The sequence below is a fragment of the Microlunatus soli genome (genome assembly GCF_900105385.1).
Lineage (GTDB): Bacteria > Actinomycetota > Actinomycetes > Propionibacteriales > Propionibacteriaceae > Microlunatus > Microlunatus soli.
In genome coordinates this window covers 5,766,207-5,778,548 of the sequence record NZ_LT629772.1, presented here as the reverse complement: position 1 = coordinate 5,778,548, position 12,342 = coordinate 5,766,207, and the positions used below count along the sequence as shown (strand labels likewise).

The window sequence follows — 12,342 nt, the reverse complement described above, 5'->3', positions numbered from 1 at the left end:
GGCCCGATCCTGGTCGGTCAGCGAGCTTCGTCGGGCCATCGCGGGCTGCGGTCGCCGGTGCTGACCGTCGCCGCACCCACGGCATCGAGCGCGGCCTTGGTGTCGCCGTCCAGGGCGATGTCTCCGACCGCGACGTTCTCCTCCAGATGAGCGATGCTTGCGGTCCCCGGGATCAGCAGGATGTTCGGCGCGTGCGCCAACAACCAGGCCAGGCCGACCTGTGCCGGCGTGACACCGCGAGCCGACGCCGCGGCTCGGACCGCTGGCTCGTCGACGACCTTGGGAAAACCCGGGAAGCCCGAGCCGAGCGGGAAGAACGGGGCCCAGCCGATGCCCTCGTCGGCGCACAGCTCGAGCATGTCCTCGTACTCGCGCTGGATCAGGCTGTAGGCGTTCTGCACGCAGACGATCCCGGCCGGCAGCGCTCGGCGCAGGGTGTCGGTGTCGACCGCGGACAGACCGATGCCGCCGATCTTGCCCTCATCGCGGAGCGCGACCATCTCGGCGAGTTGATCATCGAGGTCGACGAGCTGGTCGCCGGTCGCGGTGACGCCCGGCCCGACGTCCAGCCGTCGGAGATTGACGACGCCGATGGTGTCGGTGTCCAGGGCCCGTAGGTTGTCCTCGACAGCTGCTCGGAGCTCGGCGGGATGCTGCGCGGGCCGCAGCGGCGGCTGCCCACCCGGATCGGGGACCGCACCGACCTTGCTGACGATGACGACGCCTTCGTCGGGCTTCAGCGCGCGCCGCAGCACATCGTTGACGAACCCGTTGCCGTAGAACTGGGCGGTGTCGATGTGGTCGACCCCGAGCTCGACGGCCCGTCGGACGACGGCGACCGCGGCATCCGGGTTGTCGTGATGACGTTCCAGGCCCATCGCCCCGTAGCCGATCCGGGCGACACTGGACGTGCCGAGCGCTGCAGTGCCGCCGGGCCGTGATCCTGGTCGGGTGTCGGTGTCCGCCGAGCGATCCGTGCCTGCTGGTGAAACCGTGTCTGCCATGACGCCTTCCGATGACGTGAGATACTCGATTCAAAGCGGAGGTGGCTCCGCTACATCGACCATAGCACTATCCGGAGGTGCCTCCACTTTGTCGTCTCGTCACCAACCGACACGGGAGTCGCCCGATTCCGACGGGTCCTCGACCACGACCTCAGCGGCACGCCGTCCGCGCGCCGATGCCCAACGCAATCGGGAACGGCTGCTGGCCGCTGCGAGTGCGGCTTTCCTCGGCGCAGGGTCCGATGCCGACGTGTCCCTGGAGGCGGTCGCCCGTTCGGCCGGTGTCGGGATCGGCACGCTGTATCGGCACTTCCCCACCCGGCAGGATCTGGTCGAGGCGGTCTATCGCAGCGAACTCGACGACGTGGTGGGGAGTGCGCCGGGATTTCTGTCCGGTCGGTCGGCAGCGGCGGCACTGCGGGCCTGGACCGACCGCTACGCCGCGTTCGTCGCGGCCAAGCGGGGAATGGCCGACACTCTGCGCAACGTGTGGTCGTCGGGCTCCCTGACCCCGTCCGAGACACGGGTACGGGTGCGGGCGACCGTGGAATTGTTCCTCCGCGCCGGCGTCGAGGACGGCACGCTACGGTCCGACGTCGCCGCCGACGACGTGGTCGCCACACTGCTGGGGATCTTCCTGGCCACCGCATCCACGGCCGACCAGGACCAGGTCGGTCGGATGCTCGATCTGGTGTTGGACGGGCTGCGTCCACGCTGAACGCTGAGCCGGCCGCCGGAGGGTCGGATCAACGCGCGGTCTCGACCGCCCGGGACTCTCGGATCACACTCACCCGGATCTGCCCGGGATAGCTGAGTTCCTCCTCGACCTGCTTGGCGATGTCGCGGGCCAGCACCTGGGCCTCGATGTCGTCGACCACGTCCGGCGCCACCATCACCCGCACCTCGCGGCCGGCCTGCATCGCAAACACCTTCTCCACCCCGTCATGGGCCAGCGCGATCTCCTCCAGCCGCTCCAGTCGCTTGACGTAGGTCTCCAGGCTCTCCCGCCGAGCCCCCGGCCGGCCACCACTGATGGCGTCGGCGGCCTGGGTCAGCACCGCCTCGACGGTCTGCGGCTCGACCTCGTTGTGGTGCGCCTCGATGGCGTGCACGATGTCGGGGTGCTCGCCGTACTTGCGGGCCAGATCGGCGCCGATCAGGGCATGGGAGCCCTCGACCTCGTGGGTCAGTGCCTTGCCGATGTCGTGCAGGAACGCCGCCCGCTTGCAGAAGGCGACATCGAGATGCAGTTCGGCAGCCATCAGGCCGGCGATGTGCGCCGATTCGATCAGATGCTTGAGCACGTTCTGCCCGTACGACGTGCGATAGCGCAGTGCCCCGACGACCGGGACGAGCTCGGGATGCAGATCGGAGATGCCGACCTCGGCCAACGCGTCCTCAGCAGCCCGCGTCACCCGATCGGCGATCTTGGACTTGCTGCGTTCGTGGATCTCCTCGATCCGCGCCGGATGAATGCGACCATCGGTGATCAGCTCGACCAAAGTGATCCGCGCGGTTTCCCGCCGGACCGGATCGAAGCTGGACAGCAGCACGCTCTCCGGGGTGTCGTCGATCAGCACGTTGACCCCGGTGACCTGTTCGAAGGACCGGATGTTGCGCCCCTCGCGCCCGATGATCCGGCCCTTCATGTCGTCGCCGGGCAGGTGCACCGCGGTCACCACCGACTCCGAGGTCTGATCCGACGCCACCCGCTGGATGGCGCCCACCACGATGTTGCGGGCCCGCTCCTCGGCCTCCCGACGGGCCTCGTTCTCGATGTCGCGGGTGATCAACACGGCCTGCCGCTTGGCGTCATGCTCGGTGGCGGCGAGCAACTCGGCCTTGGCCTGGTCCTGGGTGAGCCCGCCGATCCGCTCCAGCTCGAGGATGCGGGCGGCATCGGCGATCGCCAGCTCGTCGGATCGCGACGCCACCTCCGACTCCAGCTGATCGAGCCGCTGGGCGCGCTCGTGCAGCGTCCGGCTCTCGTCGTCCAGCCGGGACTCACGCTCGGTCAGCCGCTGCTCGCGGCGGTCGAGGTCCAATCGGGTGTCACGCAGCTGCCCGCGCTGGGTGCGAGCCTCGTCATCGGCCTCGGAACGGGCCTGCTGAGCCTCGCGGAGCAACCGGTCGGCGCGGCCGCGGGTATCGCGCTGATAGGTGTCGGCATCGGAACGCAGATGCTCGGCGTCGGCGCGGATCTGCTCGGCGTCACGTTGTGCACCGGCCATGATCTCGCTGCCGGCTCGGGTCGCGGCGATCCCCGACTGCCGGCGACGGAACAGCATCAAGCCGACCATCACGATCAGGAGGACCAAGGCCACCAGGATCAGCACCTCGACCGCGGCTATGCCGAACATGACCCCGTCACTCCTCTCCGTGCGGGCACGCTCCGAGCGCGTGCCTACCGTACGAGGGTTCGACGAGTCACTCGCGCAGCCCGATTGGCCATGCGCGATCCAGCAACGTCATGCCGCGTCTGCCGGTGCTACTCACCTTCCGTAGAGGACAGCAGTGGTGATTATCAGTCCGGCCGATCAAGACCGGTTTCATCGTTTCAGTCAGCTGCACCCGCAGGGCGAGTGCCGTCAAGATCCCTCAGTCCGAAGACTAGGTCTGCCCCCATCAAGGGTCAAGGACAGCCCGCCGATGTCGCCGGTCGAACTGGCGCGAACGGGCGACCAGGCCAACGCGCGATCTGTCAATCGCCGTCCAGCACTTCGGCCAGCACGCGCGAGGTGATGCCCGGGCCGAACCCTCGGCGGCCCAACGCGCCGGCCAGGCGCCGGTACTTCACCTCGCGGTCCAGCCCGGACATCGCCCGCGCCTTCTTCTGCGCCAGCGCCGTCGCCGCCTCGTACTCATCGTCGGGCTCGACCTGGGCGAGCGCATTGTCGATGTCGTCGCGCTGGACGCCCTTGCGCATCAGTTCCTGCCGCAGGGCCCGCTTGGACAGGTACCGCCGCTCCTGACGGTTGCGCACCCACGTCTCGGCAAACGCCGCATCATCGACGAGGCCGACGTCCTCCATCCGATCCAACACCGCCGAGGCGGCGTCGTCGGGCACGTCCTTCTGAGCCAGCGCCTTGGCCAGCTCGCTGCGCGATCGCGCCTGCGCGGTGAGCTTGCGCAGCACGATCTCCCGCGCTGCCGACTCCGGCTCCGCGTCCGAACCGAGATCGCGCTCGGCCCCGGGCGCGGTCGAGCTTGGCGCGCGCCGCCGCACCGCTGCACGCCGCCCCCGGCTGTCACGCTCATCCGGCTCGGCCGCGGACTGGGATGGGCCGGTCGGACGATCACTCCGGGAGGCCTTCGGCCGCCGGGCCAACTGCTCGGCCTGCCGAAGCGCCTCCTGGGCGATCTGTCGTCGCCGTTCGAGATCGGTCATCGCTGCGCCACTTCCCCACCCTTCGACGGGTTCAGGACCCCGAACCCGTCGCACACGGGACTGTGATCAACGATCAGAACTCGACCTCACCGGTGACCGGATCGACTCCTTCGGGCACATCGCCGGCCGGTCCGATGCCGAGCTTCTCCTTGATCTTGTTCTCCAGCTCGGTGGCCACCTCGGGGTTGTTGCGCAGATAGTTGCGGGCATTTTCCTTGCCCTGCCCGAGCTGGTCGGCCTCGTAGGTGAACCAGGCACCGGCCTTGCGCACGATGCCGGTCTCGACACCCATGTCGATCAGGCTGCCTTCGCGGCTGATGCCGTGCCCGTACAGGATGTCGAACTCGGCCTGCTTGAACGGCGGAGCCACCTTGTTCTTGACGACCTTGACCCGGGTCCGGTTGCCGACCATGTCCTGGCCGTCCTTCAGCGTCTCGATCCGCCGGATGTCGAGCCGGACCGACGCGTAGAACTTCAGTGCCTTGCCGCCGGTGGTGGTCTCCGGGGATCCGAACATCACGCCGATCTTCTCGCGCAGCTGGTTGATGAAGATCGCCGTGGTGCCGGAGGCGCTCAACGCGCCGGTCATCTTGCGCAGCGCCTGCGACATCAGCCGGGCCTGCAGACCGACGTGGCTGTCCCCCATCTCACCCTCGATCTCGGCCCGCGGGGTGAGCGCGGCGACCGAGTCGACGACGACCAGGTCCAGCGCACCGGACCGGACCAGCATGTCGGCGATCTCCAGTGCCTGCTCGCCGTTGTCCGGCTGGCTGACCAGCAGCGCGTCGGTGTCGACGCCGAGCTTCTCCGCATACACCGGGTCGAGCGCGTGCTCGGCGTCGATGAAGGCGCAGATGCCGCCGGCAGCCTGTGCATTGGCGACGGCATGCAGCGCGACGGTGGTCTTACCGCTGGACTCCGGGCCGTAGATCTCGACCACTCGACCGCGCGGCAGACCGCCGATGCCCAGGGCCAGGTCGAGGGCGACCGAACCGGTCGGGATGAAAGCGATCGGCGCCCGCGTCTCGTCCCCGAGCCGCATGATGGAGCCCTTGCCATACTGCTTGTCGATCTGTGCGAGCGCCGTGTCCAGCGCCTTCTCCCGATCTGCTACGGCCATTGCTGTGTCCTCTCAAACTTCGTGGTCGAACTCGTTGTTTTGTCGTCTACCAAGACACTAAGCACGGGCACTGACAGTTGTTCGACCGTCCACGCCAACTGTGGATGACGCTTCGAAGTGCTTCCGTACGGTGGACAACTTACCGAACACCTGTTCGAACATCCAACAGGACACGCCCGGCGCGGCGAGATGTCGACTGGCGAATGAGCCGGAAGCAGCGTACGGTCAGCAGACTTATGAGGCATCTCGGGCGGATCCGGCGAGCTCTCCAGGCCGGAGGGCCCGCTGCTGGTGCACCGACGATCCCGTGGCAAAGGTCACAATTCGGTAGATTGTCAACAAACCTACGATCACGTCGGGCAGAGTATTTCCTGCCCAGTAGATGACCCGGCGGCAGCCAGCTTCGGCACGCTTGGAACGCGGCGGTGCTCCGAAGTCCGGCGGTCACCGGGCAAGATGACCTTGTACGCCCATCCCCAACCCAATCAAGAACACGTCGAGCCGACCTGTCGCTGCAGTTTGTAGCCGCACCGGCGGGCTCGCGGTCGATGAAGAAGGAAGGACCAGATGAGCAGCGCACAATCCGTCCCCGCAGCGGACGGACCCAAGCCGAAGGACGCGCCCCCAGGCGTGCTCCGCAAGGCGATCGCCGGCTCCGCAATCGGCAACGCGACGGAATGGTTCGACTACGGCGTTTACGGCGCAACGACGATCTACATCACCAAGCATCTCTTCCCTGACGACTCGAGCACCATCTGGGTGCTGCTCGGCTTCGCCATCTCATTCCTGATCCGTCCGCTCGGCGGCTTCGTCTGGGGTCCTCTCGGCGACCGGCTGGGCCGCCGCGCGGTACTGGCGATGACGATCATCCTGATGGGCCTGGCCACCGCGCTGATCGGGCTGATCCCGAACTACTCGGTGATCGGCATCGGCGCCCCGGCGCTGCTGTTCCTGCTCCGGATGATCCAGGGCTTCTCCACCGGCGGCGAGTACGGCGGGGCGGCAACCTTCATGGCCGAATACTCCCCGGACCGTAAGCGTGGTTTCTGCGGCAGCTTCCTGGAGTTCGGCACCCTGGCCGGCCTGACCCTCGGGCCGCTGCTGGTGCTGTTCTTCCAGGTCGTCCTGCCGGAATCGGCGATGCAGGCCTGGGGTTGGCGAATCCCGTTCCTGATCGCACTGCCGCTGGCGGGCGTCGGGCTCTACCTGCGGTCCAAGCTCGAGGACACCCCGGTCTTCCGTGAACTGGAGGACAAGGGCGAGAAGAACGACAAGGCGACCACGGCCCTGAAGGACCTGATCACCGCTCACTGGCGTCCGATCCTGACGCTGATGGCGCTGGTCGTCGCCCTCAACGTGGTCAACTACACCCTCCTGCAGTACATGCCCACCTACCTGCAGGAGACCCTCAAGGTCGACCCGAACAAGGCCCTCAGCATCGTCAGCGTGGGTCAGGTCCTGATGATGATCGTGATCCCGTTCAGCGGGGCGCTGTCGGACCGGGTCGGACGCAAACCGATGTGGCTGGTATCACTGATCGGCCTCTTCGTACTGGCCGTCCCGATGTATCTGTTGATGACGGTCAACTTCGGGCTCGCGATCCTCGCGTTCGCCATCCTCGGACTGCTGTACATCCCGCAGTTGAGCACGATCTCGGCGACCTTCCCGGCGATGTTCCCGACCCAGGTCCGCTATGCCGGGTTCGCGGTCGGCTACAACGTCTCCACCTCGTTGTTCGGCGGCACGTCGCCGGTCATCAACGAGGCCATCATCGGCGCGACCGGCTTCAACCTGACGCCGGCGATCTGGATGATGGGCGCGTGCTTGATCGGATTCCTCGGCTGGCTCAGCATGAAGGAGACCGCCGGCGCCTCGATCCGCGGCACCAAGGTGCCGGAGGCGGCACGCACCGCGACGGGCAAGTTCATCCGCCCGGCCGGCGCCTGATCAACGCGAACACCTGATCAACACCTCAGGAGGGGCTTCACCGCTGCGGCGGTGAGGCCTCTTCCTGCTTCGGTGGACCAGCCGTCGATAAAGGATCGGTGACGACCGAGCGCTGACCGTTGACGTCGGCCGACCGACTCCGATAGGAATTTCGTTGACCGAAGAGTTCATCAGCCGCTGTCGGCATCGAGGATCGACACCACTGATGACATCCGGAGTAGCCGCAGCGGCTCCAGACCGGCAGACGGCTTGATCAACGGCGATCTCGCCGTCTGTCTCAGATCATGATCATGATCTGACCGATGCCGGCCGATCGGCGTCGGATCGTAACGAGGACAGCGATTCACGCCACCCGACAGACATCGCTGCTGGTGATCAAACAGAACACCGAGGAAGCTCTGATCGGTGTTTCCCTAGAATTCGGACCGTGAGCCAGCACCAGCCTGCCGGAGAGCGTTCCCGACCTCCGAGCATCAAGGACGTCGCCGCGCGCGCCGGCGTCTCCTGGCGCACGGTCTCGAACGTCATCCACGGCCACCGCTACCTGCGCCCGGAGACCAAGGCGAAGGTCGAGCAGGCCATTGCCGAGCTCGGCTATCGACCGCGTGCGGCGGCTCGCCAACTGCGCGGCGGACGAAGTCACCTGCTCACGCTCGCAGTCCCCTACATCGCTCATCCGTATTTCTCACGATTGGCCCATGCCGTCGTCGAGGCGGCCGGTTCCGACGGGTACGACGTCCTGATCGACGAAACGCTCGGCCGCCCCGACCGTGAACGCCGGGTCGCCGGCGGTTACGCCAGCATCCTCACCGACGGGATCATCTTCAGCCCACTGACGCTGTCGGCGGCGGAGCTCGGCAAGCTCCGCGACAAGACACCGCTGGTGTTGCTGGGCGAACACACCACCGAGGCCGGACTCGATCACGTGGTAGTGGACAACGCCGCCTCTGCACGGGAAGCGACGGCTCATCTGATCGACTCCGGTCGACGCCGGATCGGCTTCCTGGGTTATCTGTTCGACGGGACACTGGGCACCGGGGACCTCCGGTTCGCCGGCTATCGGCAGGCGCTGAAGGACGCCGGGATCCGATTCTCCGCGTCGTGGGTCGTCGGGCCGGCGGCCGATGCCCCGCCGGCGACCGCCGAGGGTGACTACTCCCGCGAGGAGGGCTTTGCCCGGGCGGAGTCACTGCTGGACAGGATCGATGACTTCGACGCGATCGTCTGCGCCAACGACCTGCTGGCCATCGGACTGATGCACGCCTTTCGACTGAACGGCGTCCGGGTGCCCGCCGACATTGCTGTCATCGGTTGGGACGACGTACCGGAAGGGTCCTTCACCCAGCCGACCCTTTCCACGGTTTCGCCCGACCTCGATGCCGTCGCCTCCGCCGCCGTTCGCATCCTGCTCCGCCGAATCGAGGATCCGGCGACGGCGCCGACCGGCCAGGTCACGCCGCACCGGCTGGTGATCAGGGAGTCCACCGGCGGCCCCGCAGCGCGCTGAACGCGCAGATCACCCGCCCGGGTCCGCCCGCTGACATCGCCCTCGGACGGAGACTTTCGCGGTGTTGGCACGTTGCAATAATGGCATTTCTCTGGTTGAGTTCAGCACTGTCGTGCCGCCCCCGGCCGCCGATCGCGGATCGGCAGCCCCCTGGGACGGCACGATCTCGCCGCCGGACCCACGGCCCGATCGGGAGCCCTGGGCGAAAGGAGCAGCCATGACCGATAGCCGGTCACCGAGCCGTCTGAGCAGACGGACGGCACTTCTCGGTCTCGGCGCCCTGGGCGCCGGCGCCGCCCTCACCGGCTGTGACGACGACCGATCCGGACCGGCTGCCGACGGACTGGGCACACCGGACCAGCACGTACAGCTCACGATGATGTCGAACGACGCCTTCGCCGAGACCTGGCAGGACGAGCTCGTCCCGGAGTTCAACAAGGACTTCCCGACCGTCGACGTGACAATCGACTCGACGCCGTACGACAGTCTGGTCGCCAAGGGTGTCCTGAACGGCACCAGTAAGGACCCCGACTACGACCTGATCACGCTCGACGACCCGTGGACTCCGCAACTGGCCGATGCCGGGCTACTGCTCGACCTGAAGCGCGACGCGGCCTCCTGGACCGACCCGGACTACGACTGGGACGACTTCAACAGCGCTGCCCTGGGTGCCAGTGCCTGGAACGGCGGTCAGTACGGCGTACCGCTGCGCTCGAACCTGCTGTTGATGATCTACAACCGCGAGTTGTACGCCGAGGCGGGCGTCGCTGAGCCCACACCCGACCTGAGCTGGGGCAGCTTCGCCCGGCAGGCCCCACGATTGGTCCAGGCCACCGGCGGCGACGACCGGATCAATTCCTGGGCAACGGGCCTGACCTGGGCCCGTGGCGAACTGTCACCCCCGTTCTGGCAGACAGTCCTCAATGCCGACGGCGGACGGCTGTTCGACGACGCCATGCGGCCGCAGTTCAACACCCCCGATGGCCAGGCGGCACTGCAACTCCAGGTCGACCTGCTGAGGTATGCACCTCCCGGAGCAAAGACCTACAACTACAACGAACCCCTGGATGCATTCCGGCAGGGCAGGATCGCCAGTCTGTTCACCTGGGGCAGCGCCTACCAGAGCGTCGCCGTCGACAGCAGCGTCACCACCCTGAGCCCGGATCAGGTCGGCATCCAGACGATGCCCGCCGGCAGTCGGGGTCCGAGCACGCACCGCGGCATCTGGAGCGGCGCGATCTTCAAGAACAGCCGCCACCCACGGGCTGCCTGGACGCTCCTGCAGTGGATGAGTTCCAAGACCGGTGAGCTGTGGTGCGCCAACCACCTCGGCTCGTTCCCCGCGCGCAGGTCCACCCTGGCCTCCCGGCCAGACAAGCCGTGGCTCGCTGCGATGTACGACACGATCCAGAGCGGCTTCAGCGCAGCGGAGAAGAATCAGATGTGGCGACCGCGATCGCCACAAGCCGGAGCGATCCAACAGGTGCTCGCCGACGAGACCAGCGCTGCGGTGCAGGGTCAGCACAGCGTCCGTGACGCGCTGACGCGAGCCGCCGAACAGATCTCAGAACTGCTGGAGCACTGATCCATGACGTCTGTCAACACCCTGACAACACGCCGCCTCCGACGCCGACGCGGTTGGCGCGACATCGCCGGCCGCTGGTCGTTCCTGGCTCCGGCGATCCTGCTGCTGGGCGCGGTACTGGCCTATCCACTGCTGTACACCCTGCGGATCAGCGTCAGTGATTTTGATCTTGCCAGCTTCGCTCCGTCGGAATGGGTCGGCGCCGACAACTACCTCGACGTCCTGACCGACGGCAATTTCGGCAACTCGCTGATCGTCACGGGAATCTATCTGGTGATCTCGTTGCCGGTACAGCTCGCGCTCGGCTTCGGCATCGCGTTCCTGATCAACGCCGAGTGGAGGGGACGCAACGTGGTCCGCGCGCTCTTCCTGGTGCCGATGGTGGTGTCACCGATCGTCTCCGGTGGGATCTGGAAGATCATGCTCGATCCGCTGTGGGGCGTGATCTCCTGGTTCCTCGGCCTGTTCGGCATCGGCACCGTCGACTGGTTCGGCAGCGCCGGAATGGCCATGATCAGCATTGTTCTGATCGACACCTGGCGGTCGGTGCCGCTGATCGTCCTGATCGCCTCGGCTGCAATGCTGACCCTGCCCCGGGACGTCTTCGAAGCCGCCGCCGTCGACGGCGCGGACCGATGGCGCACCCTGACCTCGATCAGTCTGCCGATGCTTGCGCCGATGATCGCCGCGACCTTCGTCGTCCGCTGGTTGACCGCGGTGAAGATGTTCGACGTCATCCTGGCCACAACCAACGGCGGCCCCGGACAGTCGACCAACGTGGTGAATCTGTACGTCTATCGCCAAGCCTTTCAGCTGTTGCGATTCGGCACCTCGTCGGCGATGGCGATCATCGTCCTGATCATCACGGTGGCGCTGACCTTCGTCTTCCTGTGGGGCAGCAAGAAGCTGGAGGACCGACTGTGACCACCGCTCCCCAGAGCAGTGTCCGGCGACGACGGAGCGGCATCGCCGGACGGCGGCTTCGGATCTGGTCCGGAGTGCTGGTCTGCGCATTGTTCTTGCTGCCGTTGGTGTGGCAGCTGCTCACCTCGTTGAAGGAACAGCGCGACATCTTCACCACCCCACCCACGCTGCTCTTCACTCCGGTGCTGTCCAACTATCTGGAGGTCCTGACCCAGGGCGGGTTCGGACCGAAGTTGATCAACACCGCAATCGTCGCCGTCTGTTCAGCGCTGCTGTCGCTGGCCGCCGGAGCGATGGCCGGCTATGCCTTGGCGCGACTGCAGATCAAGGGTGCCGGTGTGATCGGCGCCCTGATCCTCGCCTCCCGCGGCGTACCACCGGTTGCGCTTGCGGTGCCGATGTTCCTGGTCGCCCGGACATGGGGACTGACCGACACCCACGCAGCGCTGATCCTGGCCTACTGCTCGTTCATCATCCCGTACGTGATGTGGTTGATGCGGGGCTTCTTCCGCTCACTGCCCAAGGAGTTGGAGGAGTCGGCGATGCTGGACGGCTGCTCGCGGATGGGGACGTTCTTCCGGATCATCCTCCGCGTCTCGCTGCCCGGGCTGGTCTCGACCTTCATCTTCAGCATCGTGCTGGCCTGGGAGGAGCTGCTGTTCGCCCTGGTGCTGACCAACCGGGATGCCACCACCTTCCCGGTCGCCATCGCCGGCATGGTCGGCGACACCGAGAACGGCGTCAACTGGGGTGCCCTGTCCGCGGCCGGCATGATCACTGTGCTGCCGGTCGTCCTACTCGTCCTGCTGGTCCAGCGATGGCTGATCGGCGGGCTCGCCGAAGGAGCAACGAAGGGATGATCGATCA

General features: G+C 66.7%; 10 protein-coding genes. 6 read left to right on the top strand and 4 right to left on the bottom strand.

Annotated features, from left to right (window positions below; translation table 11 throughout):
• Window positions 1-17: 17 nt before the first annotated feature.
• Window positions 18-1,004, bottom strand: coding sequence for an aldo/keto reductase (locus tag BLU38_RS26475; RefSeq protein WP_091529235.1), 987 nt, complete (start codon window positions 1,002-1,004; stop codon window positions 18-20).
• A gap of 88 nt (window positions 1,005-1,092) precedes the next feature.
• Between BLU38_RS26475 and BLU38_RS26470 the strand changes: the two genes are divergently transcribed.
• Window positions 1,093-1,722 (top strand): TetR/AcrR family transcriptional regulator, encoded by a 630-nt coding sequence (locus BLU38_RS26470; protein ID WP_231920051.1) that lies wholly within the window; start codon window positions 1,093-1,095, stop codon window positions 1,720-1,722.
• A 28-nt stretch (window positions 1,723-1,750) separates the two neighbouring features.
• On the opposite strand, the gene rny is transcribed toward BLU38_RS26470, so the two are convergent.
• The 3 genes from rny to recA all read right to left on the bottom strand — a co-directional run bounded on the left by rny (window position 1,751) and on the right by recA (window position 5,512).
• Window positions 1,751-3,364 carry a ribonuclease Y gene (gene rny, locus BLU38_RS26465; RefSeq protein WP_091529229.1) on the bottom strand — a complete coding sequence of 538 codons (1,614 nt, stop codon included), beginning with the start codon at window positions 3,362-3,364 and terminating at the stop codon, window positions 1,751-1,753.
• Window positions 3,365-3,705: 341 nt separating this feature from the next.
• Window positions 3,706-4,392 carry a regulatory protein RecX gene (locus BLU38_RS26460; protein ID WP_091529227.1) on the bottom strand — a complete coding sequence of 229 codons (687 nt, stop codon included), beginning with the start codon at window positions 4,390-4,392 and terminating at the stop codon, window positions 3,706-3,708.
• A 73-nt stretch (window positions 4,393-4,465) separates the two neighbouring features.
• Window positions 4,466-5,512 carry a recombinase RecA gene (gene recA, locus BLU38_RS26455; protein WP_091529224.1) on the bottom strand — a complete coding sequence of 349 codons (1,047 nt, stop codon included), beginning with the start codon at window positions 5,510-5,512 and terminating at the stop codon, window positions 4,466-4,468.
• Between the two features lie 567 nt (window positions 5,513-6,079).
• On the opposite strand from recA, the gene BLU38_RS26450 reads away from it, so the two are divergent.
• From BLU38_RS26450 to BLU38_RS26430, 5 genes are all read left to right on the top strand, one after another.
• Entirely contained in the window at window positions 6,080-7,459 is a 1,380-nt protein-coding gene (locus BLU38_RS26450; protein WP_091529221.1) for an MFS transporter, read from the top strand.
• A gap of 427 nt (window positions 7,460-7,886) precedes the next feature.
• Window positions 7,887-8,966: a LacI family DNA-binding transcriptional regulator gene (locus tag BLU38_RS26445; protein WP_197679876.1), complete on the top strand. Its 1,080-nt coding sequence runs from the start codon at window positions 7,887-7,889 to the stop codon at window positions 8,964-8,966.
• Between the two features lie 217 nt (window positions 8,967-9,183).
• Complete coding sequence (locus BLU38_RS26440) at window positions 9,184-10,551, top strand: extracellular solute-binding protein (protein WP_091529218.1); 1,368 nt, start codon at window positions 9,184-9,186, stop codon at window positions 10,549-10,551.
• A 3-nt stretch (window positions 10,552-10,554) separates the two neighbouring features.
• Window positions 10,555-11,475, top strand: a complete 921-nt coding sequence (locus BLU38_RS26435) for a carbohydrate ABC transporter permease (RefSeq protein ID WP_091529216.1) — start codon at window positions 10,555-10,557, stop codon at window positions 11,473-11,475.
• Window positions 11,472-12,335 carry a carbohydrate ABC transporter permease gene (locus BLU38_RS26430; protein WP_091529214.1) on the top strand — a complete coding sequence of 288 codons (864 nt, stop codon included), beginning with the start codon at window positions 11,472-11,474 and terminating at the stop codon, window positions 12,333-12,335. Before BLU38_RS26435 ends, BLU38_RS26430 begins: the two co-directional genes overlap by 4 nt.
• The last annotated feature ends 7 nt before the right edge of the window (window positions 12,336-12,342 follow it).